The sequence below is a fragment of the Mediterraneibacter sp. HA8405 genome (genome assembly GCF_056148955.1).
Map to the genome: position 1 here is coordinate 744,784 of NZ_CM148758.1, position 21,044 is coordinate 765,827.

Annotated in this window: 14 protein-coding genes and 1 riboswitch; of the genes, 12 read left to right on the plus strand and 2 right to left on the minus strand. The window is 46.9% G+C overall.

Annotated elements, in window-relative coordinates:
* Positions 1–272: 272 nt before the first annotated feature.
* The 11 genes from AC0QUU_RS03465 to AC0QUU_RS03515 all read left to right on the plus strand — a co-directional run bounded on the left by AC0QUU_RS03465 (position 273) and on the right by AC0QUU_RS03515 (position 17,644).
* Positions 273–1,565 carry a UDP-N-acetylglucosamine 1-carboxyvinyltransferase gene (locus tag AC0QUU_RS03465; protein WP_474544602.1) on the plus strand — a complete coding sequence of 431 codons (1,293 nt, stop codon included), beginning with the start codon at positions 273–275 and terminating at the stop codon, positions 1,563–1,565.
* 146 nt (positions 1,566–1,711) lie between these two features.
* Positions 1,712–1,809: riboswitch (SAM riboswitch) on the plus strand.
* A gap of 229 nt (positions 1,810–2,038) precedes the next feature.
* Positions 2,039–3,226 (plus strand): methionine adenosyltransferase, encoded by a 1,188-nt coding sequence (metK, locus tag AC0QUU_RS03470; protein ID WP_474544603.1) that lies wholly within the window; start codon positions 2,039–2,041, stop codon positions 3,224–3,226.
* A gap of 373 nt (positions 3,227–3,599) precedes the next feature.
* Entirely contained in the window at positions 3,600–8,831 is a 5,232-nt protein-coding gene (locus AC0QUU_RS03475; RefSeq protein ID WP_474544604.1) for a beta-L-arabinofuranosidase domain-containing protein, read from the plus strand.
* Positions 8,832–9,092: 261 nt separating this feature from the next.
* Positions 9,093–10,148 (plus strand): sensor histidine kinase, encoded by a 1,056-nt coding sequence (locus tag AC0QUU_RS03480; protein WP_474544605.1) that lies wholly within the window; start codon positions 9,093–9,095, stop codon positions 10,146–10,148.
* On the plus strand, positions 10,141–10,833 hold the full coding sequence (locus AC0QUU_RS03485; protein ID WP_474544606.1) for a response regulator transcription factor: 693 nt from the start codon (positions 10,141–10,143) through the stop codon (positions 10,831–10,833). The genes AC0QUU_RS03480 and AC0QUU_RS03485 overlap by 8 nt, the downstream gene beginning before the upstream one ends.
* 107 nt (positions 10,834–10,940) lie before the next feature.
* Entirely contained in the window at positions 10,941–12,377 is a 1,437-nt protein-coding gene (locus AC0QUU_RS03490) for a TrkH family potassium uptake protein (protein WP_474544607.1), read from the plus strand.
* Between the two features lie 66 nt (positions 12,378–12,443).
* A complete protein-coding gene (locus tag AC0QUU_RS03495) occupies positions 12,444–13,100 on the plus strand; it encodes a potassium channel family protein (RefSeq protein WP_474544608.1) in 657 nt (218 codons plus the stop codon).
* Positions 13,101–13,123: 23 nt separating this feature from the next.
* Positions 13,124–14,008, plus strand: coding sequence for a TrmH family RNA methyltransferase (locus AC0QUU_RS03500; protein ID WP_474544610.1), 885 nt, complete (start codon positions 13,124–13,126; stop codon positions 14,006–14,008).
* Between the two features lie 167 nt (positions 14,009–14,175).
* Entirely contained in the window at positions 14,176–16,260 is a 2,085-nt protein-coding gene (argF, locus tag AC0QUU_RS03505; protein WP_474544612.1) for an ornithine carbamoyltransferase, read from the plus strand.
* The gene (locus AC0QUU_RS03510) at positions 16,257–17,234 is read left to right on the plus strand and encodes a biotin--[acetyl-CoA-carboxylase] ligase (RefSeq protein ID WP_474544614.1); all 978 of its coding nucleotides are present in this window, start codon (positions 16,257–16,259) and stop codon (positions 17,232–17,234) included. Before argF ends, AC0QUU_RS03510 begins: the two co-directional genes overlap by 4 nt.
* A gap of 77 nt (positions 17,235–17,311) precedes the next feature.
* A complete protein-coding gene (locus AC0QUU_RS03515) occupies positions 17,312–17,644 on the plus strand; it encodes a DUF6145 family protein (protein WP_474544616.1) in 333 nt (110 codons plus the stop codon).
* Between the two features lie 140 nt (positions 17,645–17,784).
* On the opposite strand, the gene AC0QUU_RS03520 is transcribed toward AC0QUU_RS03515, so the two are convergent.
* Together AC0QUU_RS03520 and AC0QUU_RS03525 are read right to left on the minus strand one after the other, a co-directional pair.
* Positions 17,785–18,873 (minus strand): pyridoxal phosphate-dependent aminotransferase, encoded by a 1,089-nt coding sequence (locus AC0QUU_RS03520; protein WP_474544617.1) that lies wholly within the window; start codon positions 18,871–18,873, stop codon positions 17,785–17,787.
* 94 nt (positions 18,874–18,967) lie between these two features.
* Positions 18,968–19,840, minus strand: a complete 873-nt coding sequence (locus tag AC0QUU_RS03525) for a DegV family protein (RefSeq protein WP_474544619.1) — start codon at positions 19,838–19,840, stop codon at positions 18,968–18,970.
* Between the two features lie 314 nt (positions 19,841–20,154).
* Between AC0QUU_RS03525 and AC0QUU_RS03530 the strand changes: the two genes are divergently transcribed.
* A complete protein-coding gene (locus AC0QUU_RS03530) occupies positions 20,155–21,009 on the plus strand; it encodes a zinc ribbon domain-containing protein (RefSeq protein WP_474544621.1) in 855 nt (284 codons plus the stop codon).
* Positions 21,010–21,044 lie beyond the last annotated feature (35 nt).

A 21,044-nucleotide genomic window follows, 5' to 3' on the forward strand; every position in this document is an offset into this window, starting at 1 on the left:
TTATATGTATTTGGCACAGGCATGCTATAGATAGAGAAATGAATATTTCCGGGGTATTTGCCGCAAAGCTGTACGAAGCCTGAACGGAACGCTGTCTTGTGCGGGAAGGAAAAAGAATTTTACAAATTTTCTTTTTATGGTATAATATCGACAGATATTACAGAAATATTACAGATGCAAAGATACATTGAACAGGGGACGGGTAAAGTTTCCGGCGACAATGATAGAGGCAAAATACGGATGCAGCAGCAAATTCGGAGTCGAGGTGCGAAATGGAGCAGTATATAATTAAGGGCGGTAACCCGCTGGTAGGGGAAGTTGAAATTGGCGGAGCCAAAAACGCGGCACTTGCAATTCTGGCGGCAGCGATTATGACAGACGAGACGGTTTTAATTGATAATCTTCCGGATGTTAACGATGTCAATGTAATGCTTGAAGCGATCAGCGGGATTGGCGCAATGGTTCAGAGAATTGACAGGCATACGGTAAAGATTAACGGCAGTACAATCGGAGATTTCAATATTGAGTACGATTATATCAAGAAGATAAGAGCATCCTATTATCTGCTGGGCGCTCTTCTGGGAAAGTACAAAAAGGCAGAAGTAGCTCTTCCGGGAGGATGTAATATCGGAAGCAGACCGATCGACCAGCATTTAAAAGGATTCCGTGCTCTGGGCGCAGACGTGGATATTGAGCATGGGAAGATTGTTGCCGAAGCAGAACATTTAAGAGGCACACATCTGTACTTTGATGTAGTCTCTGTAGGCGCGACGATCAACGTTATGATGACCGCGGCTATGGCAGAAGGACTTACAATTATGGAAAATGTGGCGAAAGAACCCCATGTGGTAGATGTTGCCAATTTTCTTAACAGTATGGGCGCAAATATCCGCGGCGCAGGAACGGACGTTATTAAGATCCGCGGTGTGAAAAGTCTTCATAAGTCGGAATATTCTATTATTCCGGATCAGATTGAAGCCGGCACATTTATGTTTGCCGCTGCTGCGACCAAGGGCGATGTGACAGTTATGAATGTAATTCCGAAGCATCTGGATGCTACCATATCAAAACTGGTGGATATCGGGTGCGAGGTGGAAGAATTTGATGATGCAGTAAGAGTTGTGGCAAAGGGGCGTCTGAGAAGCACGCAGGTAAAGACACTTCCCTATCCGGGATATCCTACAGACATGCAGCCTCAGATCGGCGTTGTTCTGGCACTGGCCAAAGGAACAAGTACCATTACAGAGAGCATTTTTGAAAACAGATTCAAATATCTCGGAGAGCTGGCCCGTATGGGAGCGGTAGTAAAGGTAGATGGCAACTCTGCTACCATTGAAGGGGTGGAACGATTTTCGGGAGCCCGCGTAAGCGCGCCGGATCTCCGGGCAGGAGCTGCATTATGTATTGCAGGGCTCGCGGCGGAAGGAATTACAATTGTAGACGACATCGTATATATCCAGAGAGGATATGAGCGGTTTGAGGAGAAACTCAGAAGCCTCGGAGGAGTGATTGAAAAGGTGTCCAGTGAGAAAGAAATACAGAAATTCAGACTGAAGGTCGGATAAATAATAAAACATTTTTCTGCAGCAGGAGATTCTGATGCGGAAAAATGTTTTGTTTTATCAGGAAAGGGCAGAATAGTATTGACATTTCCCATGTTTCATTGTACAGTTTCATATTGGAACGATAATAATCAAATAAATAAGACTTTCTCTTATTCAGAGCAGTGGAGATACAAAGGATCTGTGAAGCTGCGGCAACCCCTGTAAAGGAAGGTGCCAACCTGAGCGAGCAATCGAACAATAAGAGGATTGTTATGAAATATCAACAGTCCGCTTACGCGGGCTGTTTTCGTTTGGCAGGATTGACTGCGGGCATAAGCTTCAGCGGACATGGCGCTCTGTGCCAATGGCCAGAGGAGCATATCTGCATAGGCGGGACGCCCGCGGGTGAGATGGAGCAAAGCGGAACCAGACCTGCGTCAGTCGATCCGGCCGGACGGACAATCCGAAAGAGAAAGCAAAGAAAGGAGAATTGTATGGAAAAATTATTATTTACTTCAGAGTCGGTTACAGAGGGACATCCGGATAAGATGTGCGACCAGATATCCGATGCGATCCTGGACGCGCTGATGGAGCAGGATCCCATGAGCCGTGTGGCATGTGAGACATGCTGTACAACAGGACTGGTAATGGTGATGGGAGAAATTACAACAAAAGCGTATGTTGATATTCCGAAGATTGTGCGGGATACCGTGCGTGAGATCGGGTATACAAGAGGAAAATATGGATTTGACGCAGATACCTGCGGAGTGATCACTACTATTGACGAGCAGTCCGCAGATATTGCTCTCGGTGTTGACAAAGCGCTGGAAGCGAAGGAAAATAAAATGTCGGATGACGATATTGAGGCTATCGGTGCAGGCGATCAGGGCATGATGTTCGGATATGCGTCAGATGAGACAGAGGAATATATGCCTTATCCTATCGCAATGGCGCATAAACTTGCCCGCAGACTTACTGAGGTGAGAAAAAACGGTACGCTGCCTTATCTGCGCCCGGACGGAAAAACACAGGTGACAGTAGAGTATGACGAGAACGGCACTCCGAAAAGACTGGACGCGGTCGTACTTTCTACACAGCATGATCCGGACGTGAGCCAGGAACAGATCCACGAAGATATTAAAAAGTATGTTTTTGATGCGATTATTCCGGAGAACATGGTAGATTCTGAAACAAAATTCTTTATCAATCCGACAGGACGCTTTGTAATCGGCGGACCCCACGGAGACAGCGGACTTACAGGCAGAAAGATTATCGTGGATACCTACGGCGGAAAGGCGCGCCACGGCGGCGGCGCGTTTTCCGGAAAGGACTGCACCAAGGTTGACCGCTCTGCCGCTTACGCAGCACGTTATGCCGCGAAAAATATTGTGGCGGCAGGACTGGCAAAACGCTGCGAGATTCAGCTTTCCTATGCCATCGGCGTAGCTCAGCCTACTTCTGTTTCCGTGGATACATTCGGCACAGGAAAAGTATCGGACAGCAGACTGGTTGAGATTATAAGGGAGAACTTTGACCTGCGTCCGGCCGGAATTATAAAGATGCTTGATCTGAGAAGACCGATTTACAAACAGACAGCGGCTTACGGACATTTTGGAAGAAATGATCTTGATCTCCCCTGGGAGAAGCTGGACAAAGTGGAAACATTGAAAAAATATCTGTAATATTATATACCTGAAGTAAAAAAACTGTCTCTGTCATGCCGCCTGACGGGCGTGCGGCTTAAAATGTGAGAAATGATATAATAAAATCAACTTTTCCATTCCGGATTTTGATATATTTTCGGTAAACCGGAATGGAAAAAGTTGATTTTTTTTGATCAAAAACAAATAAAATCAGAAAAATACAAACAAAATGCGCGGTTTTGGAATTGAAAAAATAAAATATATTAAAATTTCGGATATAATATGAAAATTTGTATTGTTTATTATTGATAAAATTTTACAAATCAGGAATTCCCTTCTGGCTGATCAGGATATTTCCTACTATAATAAAATAACATGGTATATTATTGTAGTAGAGGAGGAAGGAAAAAGGATGAAGAAAAACAAATTAAGCTTCATCGCTGTCCTGTCTGTCTTTTCCATGACGGTGACATCTGTTTTGCCGGCAATGGCAGCTCCGGCGGCGGATGACGCCGGCAGGGCCGGGGACGCGCTGGAAAATCAGGTGCTGGATCTGGAATTTGAGGGAGAACTGACAGATGGAACGGACACCATAGCCGATATTTCGATCAGCGGCGACGGCTATGAGTACGTGGATGGCGTAAACGGCGGACAGGCTCTGAGCCTGACAGGAAGTACTTATGTGAATCTGGGCAAGGATGAGAGACTTCAGCCGGAAAATCTCACATTGTCGTTCTGGATCAATCCGAATGAGACGATAACGGGAGAGCAGATTATTTCCTGGAATAAACAGGAATATAATACGGACGGCTGGTATCTTACATCAGAAAACGACAATACCCCGCTGGCCCTCTCTGTAGGAGAAGGGGCAAATGGCGGACAGCCGTATAAGGTGAGCGTGAAAGGAAACCGCGCGGAATTCTTCCCGGCAGGCGAGTGGACACACATTGTTGTTACTTATGACAGCGAAACAAAAGACGTTGCATTTTACCGCAATGGTGAAGCACAGTCCGTAAACGTGGATTATGCTGTCGGTGAGGGAAGGGACGGCGTTCTCGGTTCAGATCCGGATATGGAGAAATCTATAGGTTACAACGGACCTGTGTATGGATATGCTTTTCTGAACGCAGCGCTGGACCACTATGAGCTGTTTAATGATACAGCAACGGCTGAACAGGCGCTGGCTCTTTATGAGGAAAACAAAGAAACAGAAACTTCCGGACTGAAAAACCAGGTGCTGGATCTGGAGTTTGAGGATAACCTGACAGATGGTACCGGAATAAATACGGACATCAAATTTTCCGGATCAGGTTATGAATATGTAGAAGGAGCAAACGGCGGAAAAGCCCTGGAACTTACCGGAAATACATACATTGATCTCGGCAAAAATACAGATCTGCAGCCGAAGAATCTGACACTGTCATTCTGGATCAATCCGGAGCAGACAATGACCGGTGAGGGAATTATTTCGTGGAATAAAAACGAATACTACACAGACGGCTGGTATCTGTCATCAGAAAACGATAATGTGCCGCTTGCATTATCCATCGGAGAGGGAAAAAATGCGGGACAGCCTTACAAGGTAAGCGTAAAGGCGAATCGTTCGGAGTTCTTCCCGGCGGGCGAGTGGACGCATATTGTTGTGACATATAACAGTGCAAGCAAAGAAGTGGTATTCTACCGCAATGGTATTGAGCAGACATCTACAGTAGACTATGCAATTAATGATGACCGTGACGGCGTGCTCGGATCAGACGAGAGTATGCAGAAGTCAATCGGTTACAATGGACCGGCTTATAATGGCTCATATCTGAAGGCAGCGCTGGATCATTACGAACTGTTCAACGATACGGCAACAAAGGAAGAGGCAATGGCGCTGTATGAAGAAAACGGCGGTGAGATTGACAAGGCGCAGATTGCAAAGGATGACCTGGAGGCGCTGAGTATTCCTTCTGAGACAAGCCGAAATCTTGCGCTTCCGTCGGTCGGCGCACAGGGTTCTGTGATTACCTGGGAAGTAACTGCAGGAACAGCAATGGATAATAACGGTGTGATTACCAGACCGGAGGTCGGCGAACCGGATGCAGAAGTGACGCTGACAGCAACTGCAGTATTCATGGATGGAGAAGCGGCAACAAAGACTTTTGATGTGACCGTACTTGCGAAGAAGCCGATGGATCTGTCAGACACAAGCCTTATGGATGATGTTACACTGTCTGATGATTATATGGTAAATGCGTTTACAAAAGAAAAGGAGTATCTCCTCAGCCTGAGCTCCGAGAAATTCCTGTATGAATTCTATAATGTGGCAGGACTGGAACCTACTACGGAGGAAGGATACGGCGGATGGGAGAGAACCGGAGCATCCAATTTCCGTGGTCATACATTCGGGCATTATATGTCAGCTCTTTCTCAGGCATATCTGAGTGAGGACGATGCGGATGTAAAGGCACAGCTTATGGAACAGATTGAGGCAGCTGTAAACGGACTGGAGAAATGTCAGAATGCATATGCCGAGACATATCCGCAGAGCGCAGGATATATTTCCGCGTTCCCGGAGGGCGTACTTGCCAGATTTGACGGCGGAACCGCTCCTACAGCGGACGACGGCACAGTACTTGTTCCATATTATAATCTGCATAAAGTGCTGGCAGGACTGATTGACATTGCAAAAAATGTAGATGATACGGAAGTAAAGAACAAAGCTATCACAATTGCAGAGAACTTCGGAGAGTATCTGTACAACCGCTGTACAAATCTTCCGAATAAACAGCAGGTACTCTGGATCGAGTACGGCGGTATGAATGAGGCTCTCTATGAACTGTACCGCATTACAGGAAACGATCACATCAAAGAGGCGGCAGAGTGCTTTGATGAAGTGTCTCTGTTCGAGCAGCTGGCAGCAGGCCAGGACGTGCTCAGCGGTAAACACGCAAATACCACAATTCCGAAATTCACGGGAGCAGTAAAGAGATACAGCGTGCTTACTGAAAATGAAGAATACTACGATAAACTGACGCAGGAAGAAAAAGACAATCTGGATATGTATCTTACTGCCGCTGAGAACTTCTGGGATATCGTGGTAAATGACCACACATATATCACCGGAGGAAACAGCCAGAGCGAGCATTTCCACAATGCGGGTGAACTGTGCTATGACGCGACAAAAGGATCTTATGACGGAGCGCTGACCTGTGAGACATGTAATACATATAATATGCTGAAACTTACAAAAGCGCTTTACGATCAGACACAGGATCCCAAATATCTGGATTATTTTGAGAGAACATTTACAAATGCGATTCTTGCGTCACAGAATCCGGAGACCGGTACAACAATGTACTTCCAGCCGATGGCAGCCGGATACAACAAGGTATATAACAGACCGTATGATGAATTCTGGTGCTGTACAGGAACCGGTATGGAGAACTTCTCCAAGTTGGGCGACTATATTTATCAGATTAAGGGAAATACCCTGTATGTAAATATGTTCTACAGCTCAGCCATTGAAGATGAAGGACTTGGAATCAGTCTTACACAGGATGCGAACATTCCGAACGATGATACCGTTATATATACGGTAAATGATATTGCGGACGGAACGTCTGTAGCGCTTCGTCAGCCGGAGTGGCTGGCAGGTGATGCAGTTATTAAAGTAAACGGTAAAGAACAGGATGTGACGGCAGAGAACGGATTCTTTGTACTGGAGGGTCTGAAGGCAGGAGATGAAATTTCCTACACAATGCCGATGCAGGTGGAAATCGAGTCAACTGCAGATAATGAGAACTTTGTAGCATTCAAGTATGGCCCGGTTGTACTGGCAGCGGAACTTGGCGACAAAGATATTGACGCTTCCCAGGGAAATGGAATCCTGGTAAGAGTCGGAACTGAAGATACATCCGCGAAAGATACAATCACGGTTCAGAATATGTCCGTTGAAGAGTGGAAAGCAAATATTGTGGAAAACTTTGTCCGGATTGAGGATAGTGAGGATGGAAGAATTCAGTTCCAGTTAAAGAATACAGATTCAGAGGAACTGATTTACAGCCCGTATTACATGCAGCATGAGCAGAGGTACGGTATCTATATGAATCTGGAAGAGCCGGATTCTCAGGCTTCTCAGGACAGAATTCTGGCTGAGAAAGAAGCGCTCCGCGAGCAGGAAGTAAGCGTGGATTATCTTAACAGTTTTGACAATAACAATTCTGAGTTCGCGAAGAATCTGAAGACAGGCGGAGACACCAGCACAGGATCATTTAACGGAAGAACATTCCGTCATGCAAACGCGGGCGGCTGGTGGAGTTATGATCTTAACGTAGATCCGGAAGCAGAGCACAACTATCTCGGATGTACCTGGTATTCAGGCGATCAGGGCCGCAGCTTTGAGATTTATGTAAACGATCAGCTGCTTCGGACTGTTACAATTAACAATTCAGCAGGAACAAACGTGTTCTATGAGGATCTGTATGATATTACAGATTATATTGAGGACGGAGCCTCGAAAGTGACGGTGAAATTCCAGAGCACCGGCGGATACGCAGGCGGCCTGTTCGGTCTCCGTGTGATTACTTCTCAGACATATGATACAGATGCAAGACTTTCCGGTCTTACGTTTGATCAGGGAACACTGGAGCCGGCGTTTGATCCGGATGTGAATGAATATACCCTTACAGTCGGCAAAGATGTTGAGGCAGTTAATATGCTTGCCTCAACAATGAAAGAAAGCGGACTGGTTTATATCGGGGATATCCTGTTTGACAACAGCAATGAGCGCATGATTCGCCTTGACGGTGATGAAACGGCAGTTTCGCTTACCAGCTATGCACAGGATCATGAGACTTCGCTGAATTATACAATTACAATTGTGAAGTCAGCAGAAGAGCCGGAACCGACCCTTGATGAGATTAGGCTCACAGGCCCGACAAAGACAGAATACGTTCAGGGAGAAGAACTGGATCTGAGCGGCCTTGTTGTTACCGCAGTATACAGCGACGGCAGCGAAGTTGAGCTTCAGACTGGTGACTATACGGTAAGCGGCTATGATCCGAACGCGATAGGTGAGCAGACGATTACTGTAACGTATGAAGGCAAAACTGCAACATTTACTGTAACAGTAATAGAAGGTGAAGAGCCGGAGCCGGTCCTTGAGAAGATCGAGATTACAGGCCCGACAAAGACAGAGTACGTTCAGGGAGAAGAACTGGATCTGAGCGGCCTTGTTGTTACCGCAGTATACAGCGACGGCAGCAAAGCTGAAGTTAAGGACGGAGATTACACAGTAAGCGGTTATGACCCGGATACAGCAGGGGAACAGACCGTGACAGTAACCTATGGCGGAAAAACGGCAGCCTTTACAGTAACAGTAGAGGAGAAGCAGCCGACCGACCCGACAGATCCGAGTGATCCGACCGACCCGAGTGATCCGACTGACCCGACAGATCCGAGCGAACCGGATCAGCCGTCAGATCCTCAGGGCGGAGACGACCAGCAGACAGGCGGAAACGGCCAGGGTACAGATGGCGCGGACAGCTCCAATGCTGTACAGACCGGAGATACAACTAATGTATTCGGAGCAGCGGCTGCATGCGTTCTTGCGCTGGGAATGGCAGGAACTGCCGTGTATGTCCGGAAAAAAAGAAGCTGATTGGACGCAGTGAAAAACGTACAGACGGATAAAACCACAGTGCGAATAAAATAATCAGAAGAAGGAAGGACCGTTCCTTTCCGGGAAACCGGAAGGAGCGGTCCTTTGTCGTAAGATGGAGGACCGGGAGAGAAGCGGCGATATAAAGTAAATGGGTTGACGGAAAAAACGAAGACCTGTAAAATAGAAAGAAGTCAGACAACTTCGGCAAAAGGGGGCGGACCCCTTTGTGAAGAATATTCTGACAGAAAGGATAATTCGATGAAGCTTCGTACAAAACTTGTAATTGTGTTTATGGCGGTTATGATTCTGCCGATGATTTTTATGACGGTTGCCATGCATACGTTTGTTCCGGGCAAAGCGGATGAACTTCAACAGCTTTATCTTGCAGTTGTTTTTTTTACAGCGGGGCTTCTGATTTACTGGATATACCGTTCGGTTTCTGTTCCGCTGGAGAAACTTCAGAAGGCGGCCAGAAATATTAAGGAAGGAAATCTTGATTTTGAGATTCGTCAGGAATCAGACGACGAGATCGGGCAGCTGTGTCAGGATTTTGAGGAGATGCGACTGCGGCTGAAGGCAAACGCGGAGGAGAAGGTGGAGTTTGACAGGGAGAATAAAGAGTTGATCAGTAATATCTCCCATGATCTGAAGACACCGATTACAGCCATCAAGGGCTATGTGGAAGGCATTATGGACGGTGTGGCTGATACGCCGGAAAAGATGGACAGATACATTAAGACGATTTATAATAAGGCTAATGAGATGGACCTTCTTATTAATGAGCTGACGCTGTATTCCAAGATTGATACAAACAGGATACCGTATAATTTCGCGACTGTATCCGCCAGAGGCTATTTTGAAGACTGCGCGGAGGATCTTTCCATGGAACTTGATGCCAAAAATGTGGAGTTCAGTTATCATAATTTTATGGAGCAGGACTGCAGAATTATAGTGGATCCGGAACAGCTGAGAAGGGTTATCAACAACATTGTATCAAATTCCCTCAAATATATGGATAAGCCTCGGGGAAAGATCACAATGCAGATAAAGGACGTGGGAGACTTTATTCAGGTTGAACTGGGCGACAATGGAAAGGGCATATCCGGACGGGATCTGCCGTACATATTTGACAGGTTTTACCGGACGGATGCTTCCAGAAATTCTTCCAAGGGAGGAAGCGGAATCGGCCTTTCTATTGTCAAGAAAATTGTGGAAGAGCATGGCGGAAATATCTGGGCCACCAGTGAAGAGGGCGCCGGCACAACAATGTATTTTGTTGTAAGAAAATATCAGGAGGTACCGATTGATGAATAAGCGTATTTTAATTGTAGAAGATGAGGAGAGTATTGCCGATCTGGAAAAAGACTACCTGGAGCTGAGTAATTTTGAGGTCGAGGTGGCAAACGACGGAGAAACAGGTCTTAACAAAGGCCTTAACGGCGAATTTGATCTGATCATCCTCGATCTGATGCTGCCCGGTGTGGACGGATTTGAGATCTGCCGGCAGATACGGAGCGAAAAGAACACGCCCATTATCATGGTGTCCGCGAAAAAGGATGATATCGACAAGATCAGAGGACTCGGGCTGGGGGCAGATGATTATATGACAAAACCATTCAGCCCCAGCGAACTTGTAGCCCGGGTTAAGGCGCATCTGGCAAGATATGAGCGTCTGATCGGAAGTAATGTGGAGGAAAACCAGATTATAGAGATCCGGGGACTGAAGATTGATACAACGGCAAGACGTGTGTGGGTTAATGGAGAAGAGAAGTCCTTTACAACCAAAGAGTTTGATTTGCTTACTTTCCTGGCAGGTCATCCGAACCACGTATACACCAAGGAGGAACTGTTCCGGGAAATATGGGATATGGAGTCTATCGGGGATATTGCCACAGTTACGGTGCATATTAAGAAAATCAGGGAAAAAATTGAATACGATACCTCACATCCCCAGTATATTGAAACGATCTGGGGCGTGGGATACAGGTTTAAAGTATAAGCGAAAAGAGAGCCGTCAGAGGCTCTTTTTTTACGATTCCTTAGCTTGTCATTGGCAGGTGCGTGTGTTAGTATAGCCTTGTGAACAGTCCGGTGTTCCGGCTTTTTTTGTGTGCGGAATGCCGGACTGTAAAAGCGAAGAAACAGGAGAGTAAGTTTATGGAAGAAAAGAAAAAAAGCCCCAGAAGGGTCAGGCTGACAACAATGCAGATTGTAGCGCTGGGGTTTTTCGGCGTAATTTTTCTTGGCGGCGTGCTGCTCTGGCTGCCGTTTAGTAATCAGAAGCCGATTGAGTTCATAGACGCACTTTTTACATCAGTGACCTGCGTCTGTGTGACCGGTCTTGTGACGGTCGTTCCGGCAGAACAGTTTACGCTGGCCGGTCAGTTCATTATGATGATTCTGATACAGATCGGAGGACTGGGAGTTATTGCATGTACGGCATCCTTTTTTCTGATCCTTGGAAAGCGCATCAGTATGAAAGGAAGGATATTGATCCAGCAGGCATACGGTTTGGATACCCTGTCCGGAATGGTCAAATTTATCATCAGGATTTTGAAGGGTACATTCCTTGTAGAGGGAATTGGCGCTGTGCTGTTCATGATTAAATTTATCCCCGAGTTCGGAGTAATCAAGGGAATCTGGTACGGTATTTTCCATTCTATTTCCGCATTCTGTAATGCAGGAGTAGATATTATCGGAAACAGCAGTTTTATGGAGTATGTAAGTTCTCCGCTGATTAATTTTACAACTATGTTCCTGATCGTGTCAGCCGGTCTCGGATTTACAGTATGGCATGACGTGGCGTCTACAATCAGAACTGTAGTGAAAAAGAAGATGCCAAAGCGGAGAGTAGCCACAAAACTGGAGCTGCAGAGCAAAGTTGTAATTACCATGACGGCGGTTCTCCTTCTGTCCGGTACACTGGGATATTTTATTCTGGAGTACAACAATCCGGAAACCATCGGCAATATGAATGTGTTTGAAAAGTTTATGGCGTCTGCTTTTCAGTCGGTAACGACCAGGACAGCAGGATTTGCCACTGTATCACAGTCCGGGCTTACAGAAAGCTCCCGGCTTCTGGGATGTGTGCTGATGTTTATTGGAGGATCTCCGGGGGGAACAGCAGGCGGTATTAAGACAACGACAATGGCCATGGTGCTTCTGACTGTAATCTGTGTTCTCAGGGGAAAGAGAGATACGGAATGTTTCGGACGAAGGATAGAAGGAGATGTAATCCGTTCATCGGTTACCATTCTTGTTGTTACATTTACATTCTGGCTGTGCGGTGTCGCGGCGCTTACGATTTTTGAGCCGGGAAAGGATGTGCTCAATCTGATGTACGAAGCTTCATCAGCAATGGGAACTGTGGGACTTTCTGCTGATCTGACTCCGCATCTGACGCGCGGAAGTCACATTGTCCTGATGATTCTTATGTATGCGGGGCGAATCGGGCCGATGACAATGGCACTTGTATTTTCCGGGCGCGCCAATAAGTCCACTCAGTTCAGAGAACTGCCGGAAAAACGGGTTATGATAGGATAGTTTGGAAAAAGGAAACAGGGGAAAGTTTATTTTGTGCGAATAACAGGAAACAGAAAGGAAAGAATTATGAAAAAGCAGTATGCGGTTTTAGGACTCGGAAGTTTTGGATGGAGTGTGGCGACCACACTGGAAACCATGGGGTGTGATGTCCTTGCAGTAGATGAATCTTATGAAAAAATTCAGGAAATATCGGAACAGGTTGCCTATGCAATCAAAGCGGATGTATCGGATCCCGATGCACTGGAATCTCTGGGAAGCAGAAATCTGGACGGCGTGGTAATTGCCGTATCCGAAAACTTTGAGGCAAGTATCATGGCAACAATGTTATGCAAGGAAATGGGAATACCCAAAGTACTGGTAAAGGCGAAAGATAAGCTTCAGGGATCAATTCTTGAGCGGGTAGGAGCGGATATTGTCGTGTATCCTGAAATTGATATGGGAAGCCGTGTGGCAAAGAATCTTGTGGCGAGAGAGTTTACAGACTGGATCGCACTGTCCAGCGATTACAGTATGGTGGAAACAATCGTACCGGAAAAATGGGTTGGAAAGAGTCTGGCGGAACTGAAAGTGCGTGAGCGGTTCGGCATTAATGTCGTAGGCATTATTCTCGGAAAAGAAGTAAACGTAACTTTTGATCCTGCTGCTCCGCTGCCGGCAGAAGGTATACTGATCCTGATCGGCGCCAACGACATCCTGGAAAAATTTGATTCAAAGAAAAAATAACAGCTGACTGAAAAGAGAGAATTATGATAACGAGTACATCAAACCAGAAGGTAAAAGAACTGATTCGGTTAAAAGAAAAAAGCAGGATCCGGGAAGAAGAAAAATTGTTCCTGGCAGAAGGGCCCCGCATGGCGGAAGAGATCCCGATGGAATGGATTGACTGCCTTTATGTATCCGAAAGTTATGAAAAAAAATGCGGGGAGCAGACAGCTGCATACAAAAAGGCCGGAGTCCGGACGGAGACGCTGTCGGATGAAGTGTTTGCCCGGGTTTCAGATACAAAGACGCCTCAGGGCGTACTGGCTGCGGTACATATGCCGGAATACAGTTTCGCGGATATATTAGGTGTGAAAAAAGCGGCTGCGCATACTCATGTACAGCGTGCATTTATGCAGGATCCCTTTGAAGGACATTTTGCAGCCAGAGACGGCGCTGCAGGAAGAGCAAGACTGCCTCTTGTTCTTGTTCTGGATAATCTTCAGGATCCGGGAAACATGGGAACAGTGTTTCGCTCTGCGGAGGCTGCCGGAGCATCCGGCATACTTATGAGCAAAGACTGTGTGGATGTTTATAATCCGAAAGTAATCCGTTCTACAATGGGCGCTATTTTCCGGCTTCCGTTTTACCGTGTTGAGGATCTGCCGGGGGCGGTAATGGAGCTGAAAGACGGAGGGCTGCGCGTATATGCGGCACATCTGGAAGGAAGGCGCACTTACGACGGAGAAGACTACCGGCGGGGCTGTGCGTTCCTGATCGGAAATGAAGGAAACGGTCTGCGTCAGGAAGTTGCGGAATGCGCAGACTGCAGGATACGTATCCCCATGGAAGGATGTACGGAGTCGCTGAACGCGGCGGTGGCGGCCTCCATTCTGCTGTTTGAGGCAGCCAGACAGAGAAGAGGAAAATAGAGAAATACTGAAGAAAATAAAGCAATAAGATACGCCGCGGCATAAATGTCCGCGGCGATTTTTGCCTGATGACACAGAATGAATTTTTATACATATATATTGCATTTTTATACATATGAGTGTATACTGATATGGTCCGGTATAAGAGATTCAGGAGGAAAGTGCTGATGGAACCGTTGATTGACCTGTTAAAAGAATACGGTCTCGTTCTTGACGGAGGAGGAGCCAGAGGAGCGTATCAGATCGGAGCCTGGAAAGCGCTGAAAGAGGCAGGTGTAAGGATTAACGCCGTTGCCGGAACATCTGTGGGAGCGCTGAACGGCGCGCTGATCTGCATGGACGACCCGGAAAAAGCGGAGCAGATCTGGAAGAATATTTCATTTTCTCAGGTAATGGATGTAGATGATACATGGATGGAACAGCTTTTTGACGGAGAGCACCGGTTCAGCGAGATTCTGGCAGAGGCAAGGCGGATCCTGACTGAGCGGGGAGTGGATATCACACCGCTTAAAAATCTCATTCAGAAAAATATAGATGAGGGAAAAATAAGAATGTCAGGAAAAGAATTCTGTATTCTCACATTTTCCCTTACAGATTTTAAGGAACTGGATCTGAGTATTTCGGATATTCCGGAGGGAAAGCTTAAGGATTATCTTCTGGCCAGCGCATATCTGATCGGCTTCCGCAATGAGAAGCTGGACGGCCGCCGTTATATTGACGGAGGAGTGATCAACAATGTGCCCCTGGGGTCGCTTGTGAAACGGGGATATACAGATATCATAGAGATACGGATTTACGGACCGGGAAGAGAACCGAGGGTGAAGATGCCGGAAGACGCGGAGGTATACAGGATCGGCCCCCGGGTAAAACTGGGAAGTATTATCGAATTTGACCGGAAACGCAGTGCAAAAAATCTGAAAATCGGTTATTATGATGCTAAGCGGATGCTTTACGGTCTGGAAGGAATCATTTATTATATTGACCAGGAGCATGAGGAAGCGTGGTTTGAGCGCCGGATGCGCGGCGTCAGCGATATGGAGAAAGCAGAACTGGCTTTTGTATTGAAGCTGCCGCTGAGAAGTACGGATAAAGAACTGTACATGGCCATGCTGGAAGCCTGCGCAAAGCAGCTGAGGATTTCGAAATACAGGATTTACACTGTAGATGAGCTTTTCAGGCTGATTGAGGAACGGTATGACCGTGCAGTCAGCCGGATGAAGCTGCCGGCATTTGTGCACACATTAATACAGATAGAAAGGGACAGAATTATGGATTTAAAAGGAAGAAATTTTCTTACATTAAAGGATTTCACAAAGGAAGAAATAGTTTATCTGCTTGATCTGGCCGCGGATGTGAAGGAAAAAAAGAAAAAAGGCATCCCGGTGGACAATTATAAAGGGAAAAATGTAGCTCTGATTTTTGAGAAAGACAGCACCCGCACCCGCTGCGCTTTTGAGGTGGCGGCGCACGATATGGGAATGGGAACTACATATCTGGGGCCCACCGGTTCCCAGATGGGAAAGAAGGAAAGTATAGAGGATACGGCAAGGGTGCTGGGAAGGATGTACGATGGAATCGAGTACCGTGGATTCGGCCAGGAAATTGTGGAAGAACTGGCAAAATACGCGGGAGTGCCGGTGTGGAATGGTCTGACAAATGAATACCATCCGACACAGATGCTGGCGGACATGCTGACCATCCGTGAACGGTTCGGAAAACTGGAAGGCATTAAGCTGGTGTATATGGGAGACGCGAGATACAACATGGGCAACTCTCTTATGGTTGCATGTTCCAAACTTGGAATGCATTTTGTAGCCTGCACGACGGAAAAATATTTCCCGAATGAAGAACTGGTTCAGACATGCCGGGGTTACGCAGAAGAGTCCGGCGCAACCATTACCCTGACTGATAATGTGGAAGAAGGCACGAAAGACGCAGATGTTATTTATACAGATGTGTGGGTGTCTATGGGTGAGCCGGATGAGGTGTGGGAAGAACGAATCCGTGAGCTTACTCCGTATAAGGTAACTAAAGAAGTTATGGCAAATGCGAAAAAAGACGCGATTTTCCTTCATTGCCTGCCGGCGTTCCATGATCTGAAGACAAAAATCGGAAAAGAAATGGGTCAGAGGTTTGGTATTGAGGATATGGAAGTCACAGACGAAGTATTTGAGTCCGAACAGTCAAAAGTATTCGACGAGGCGGAAAACCGTATGCATACGATCAAAGCTGTGATGATGGCTACATTATGAAAGCGGAAATTCTGAAAATGCTTCGTGAGACCGGTGACTATGTGTCGGGACAGGAAATCTGTGAGAAATTCGGCGTTTCCCGGACTGCGGTGTGGAAGGTGATCCGGCAGCTCCAGGAAGAGGGGTATCAGGTGGAAGCTGTCCGGAGCAAAGGATATCGTATTCTTGATGAACCGGATGTTATAACGGCCGAGGAAGTGGCAAGCCTGATGGAGACGGAATGGGCAGGAAAGCCTGTGGTTTACTATCCGGAAACAGACTCGACAAACATCAGAATCCGGCATCTGGGGGATGAGGGCGCCCCCCACGGAACTCTGGCAGTTGCGGACAGACAGACGGCCGGACGGGGCAGGAGGGGCCGCACATGGGAATCCCCGGGCGGTTCCTGTATTTATATGTCCATTCTTCTGCGCCCGGAGCTTACTCCGGAAAAAGCGCCCATGCTTACGCTTGTCATGGCATGCAGCGTAGCGGAAGGCATCATGGACTGCGCAGATGTGAAGGTTCAGATCAAGTGGCCTAACGATATTATTGTCAGCGGGAAAAAACTTGTGGGAATTCTGACGGAGATGAGTACCCAGGTGGATTATATCAACCATGTCACTGTAGGAGTGGGAATTAATGTAAATGTGCAGAGCTTTCCGGAAGAAATACAGACGGCCACATCCCTCCTCTCAGAGACCGGGAAACGGGTAAAGCGGGCTCCCGTTATTGCGGCAGTGATGAGGCATTTTGAGGAAGATTATAAAATATTTATGCAGACAGAAGACATGTCGGGACTTATGGAAAAATACAGCGGTCTTCTTATAAACCGGGGACGGGAGGTTCTTATACTGGAAAAAGATTCAGAGTATAAGGCCTTTGCGGAGGGGATCAACCAGAAAGGAGAACTGGTTGTCCGGAGAGAAGACGGCACAGTAGAAAAAATTTGCGCAGGAGAAGTGTCCGTGCGCGGTGTATACGGATATGTCTGAAAATTTCAGTCAAAGGGGACAGACCCCTTTCCAAAAGGGTCTGTCCCCTTTGGGGCAAATTGTCAGAAAGGAGAATTATGAATGACGAAATTGTTTTGTGCGCAGCCAGTTCTTATGAACAGAAGTTTTATCTGAATCCGGAATTTGACGCGCTTCCGGAAACAATCAAACAGGAGCTGCAGATTATGTGTGTGCTTTATACGGAGGATGTGGGAGGAGTTTTGCTTCTGGTGTTTGATGAAGGTGGAAATCTTGAATTGAAAGTGGACCATGAGGAAGGGGATTTTGCCTTTGACGAGATCGGAAGCGTGCTCAAGATCAAGGAGCTTCAGCAGAAAAAACGGGAGCTGTTTGAGTCCCTGGAGTTATTTTTTAAAGTATTTTATCTGGGAGAAGAGATTGAGGAGTGAAAGGCGTCTGCTCAGGAAAAGCAGAGTCAGCAGAAAAGAAACAGGCAGATAACAGGAAGAGAGTATATGCAGCCGATGCAGCACTCTCTTCTTTTTTATCTGCAGGTCTGTTCTGGCTTTACAGATTTATACAGCCGGGCTTAAACGGTTCTGAGAACTTCCAGAAGCCGGGAATTGTCTTCGGGCATCATAATGCAGAACCGGATGAATTCGCCGTCCAGACACTGGAAGGAACTGCAGTCCCGGATCATAAGATTGTTTTTTATACATAATTCAAATACATCGAAGGAAGTGACATCCGGCTTCTGAATCTTAAGAAGCAGGAAGTTGGCATACGGGAAATAGGACTTAAAAGCAGGAAGCTTTTCGATTTCTTTGTACATTCTGTCCCGTTCTGAGAGAATGAGGCTTCGCGTTCTGCTGATATACTCCTGATCCTGGAACATGATCTCTCCCGCAAAGGCGCCGATACTGTTTAAGGACCAGGGAATCTGTTTCTCCTTCATTTTTTCAAGAAACGCTCTGTTTCCCGTGACGCCGTATCCCAGACGCATTCCGGGGGCGGCGAAGAATTTGGAAACGCCTCTGAGGACCATAAGATTCGGATACGTTCGGGTAAAGGGGATAGCTGTCACGGCAGAAATATCCGGAGCAAATTCAGCGTAAGTTTCATCCACCATCACAAAGATGTCCTTTTCCCTGCAGAAGGAAAGAATTTTTTTCATATCACTGTTTAAAATAGCGGATGATGTGGGATTATTCGGATTGCAGAGGATAAGAAAATCATATCCGTTGTCCAGTACACGGCAAAGATCATCCACATCCAGGGAAAAATTATCCGATGCATTCAGGTGATAGTATTCCTGGGTACTTCCGGAAAAGGAAAGTTCCCGGGAGTATTCCGAATAAGTAGGACCCAGCACAAGTGTATGCTTCGGCGCGCGCACTTCGATCAGAAGGGCAATCAGCTCGCTGGAACCGCTGCCGGGAAGAATATAGTCCGCCGGAATATCGCAGTATCCGGCGATGACCCGGCGGAGGGCGGTATAATCTCTGTCCGGATAGGAAGAAAGAAGATTCAGATTGTCCGTAATTGCTTCCTTAACATGGGGGGACAGACCCAGCGGGTTGACATTCGCTCCGAAATTTACAATATCTTCTTTTTTAAGATTGTAATATTCACAGATCTTTTCAATGTCACTTCCGTGAAATACAGGTTTTGTATCCATCTATGTGTACTCCTTTTTCTTTTATGATTCACGATTTTTCCTTTTGTATTCCTCAGACGCCGTGGGCTTTGGCGGGCTTATGGCCGTATGCGCCTCATTTTTTCGTCTCAAAGAGGATTCCCAGAGTATTGGGACCGCAGTGACAGGATATGGTACAGCTTGCTTTGGTAATATGAATTTCATCAAAATGCATGGTTTCTTCCACGGTTTTCTTCACCAGACGGATATATTCCTGAGGAATTCCGGAGTGGGTTATAAAGAGAAGCTCCGGGCTGATGTCCGTGTATCGGCCCAGCTCATCCTTTACATATCTGACAAGAACCTTATCCAGGGCGCCGCGGTATTTTTTGCCCACACCCATGCTGCCATCGCGGTTGTCCACCTGGATGCAGGGCTTCAGCTTCAGCATATTGGCGCCCAGCGCCGCAATGGAAGAACAGCGTCCGCCGGCGTGAAGAAATGTAAGTGTGTCGAGGATAAAACTGGCGTGGCATCTGGAGGTGCGCTCCCTGAGAGCACGGGCAATTGTCTCCGCATCCAGACCCTGCTGTATCATTTTGCCGGCAGCTACGACAAGGAGGCCGGTTCCTGTTGAGAGATTGCAGCTGTCGATTACATGGATATGCCCCAGCTCAGATGCCGCGAGGCAGCAGTTCTGATACACGCTTGACAGTGCGTGTCCCAGATTGATGTGAATAATTTCATATCCCTGTTCCACCCAGGGCCTGAAATGTTCGATATATTCTTCTACATTTACAGCGGCAGTTTTCGGCAGGATCTTACGGTCATAATATGCCTGGTATATCTGCTCCGGCGTAATATCCACATTATCCATATAGTCTTTTCCGTCCAGTATGATATGGAGCGGAAAGTAATTCACGTGATACCGTTCTTTTAATTCTTCATCCAGATCGCAGGTACTGTCCGCGCTCAGGATGATTTTCTGAGTTATATTTTTTTCTGCCATAGTCTGACCTCCGAAAATGTGTCTGTTTTAAGGAAAACGGCGAAGAATTTATATGTAAAGAAGCTTCAGCCGGCTCTTCTGACTATTATAGCATGATTTAGAAAGAGGGTGAAGAAATGTTTTTTGCTGTTATGAAGCGGAAAATATGCGGAATTTAATTGTTAATTTGTCCTGATAATGGAGCTGTCCTTCCGGCATTATTATTAAAGATGAACATCTTTAAAACATTGACAAAAAAAATGTTTATTTTTATAATGAAGAGGTGAATTTATAAAAAATTTATAAATGAAATTTTCTTTCGAGGGGGTGGCATTATGTTCTGCAGAAAATGCGGGCGGCAGCTGCGGGATGGTTCAGTTTTTTGTGCATACTGCGGCAGCAGAACTGTTCAGTCAGATGGTGCTCCACAGACGGGCAGCGGATATGAAAATGCCGGAAACGTGCATACAAATGGGCCGGGAAATTATGCTCAGCAGCCGGGAAACGGACATTTTTATCAGCCGGGGGCACCGGGCAGCGAGCAACATAATTCTTACAATTCCGGCGGATCCTATATGTCGGGGCCGGGATATGGAGCCGGTCCGGCGAATCAGGGCTTTTATCCGTCCGGCGGCGCGCACATGATGGGATCCGGCATGCAGATGGCAGCCGGCGGTGCGCAGATGGCCGGGAGAGCGGTGCGGGGAGCAGGAAAGGCGGCAGGTTCAGCAATCCGCCTGAAGCTGACGCTGCTTATAGCGGCGGCGCTGATTGCCATAGCGGTAATGCTGTATCTGTTGTTTTTTAAAGCAGGGACACCGGAAGATACGGTTCAGAAAATGGAAGATGCTTTGAACCGGATGGACCAGCAGGCTCTTCTCGAATGTTTTGATGAGCAGAGTCAGGGAATATATTCGGGACTGCTTGGAGTTGGCGGAGAACTGCTGAATTTTGATCTCGGGGCTCTGTCGGATCTCGCCAGCGGGCTTGGCGGTTATATGTCGGCAGCCGGGCTGACGCCTCAGTTCGATCTGACAGTGGTGGATGTAGAATATACGGGAGATGACACCTGCCTCGTGACAGTAGATTTCGCGGTTACATATCAGGGGACATCGGATACCGACACACAGGTACTGCCGATGGTGAAAGATGGACGTGACTGGGTTGTAAGCGCAGCAGGTCTGCAGTAAATATAGAAAGACAGCCATAGAAAAAGACAAGGAGG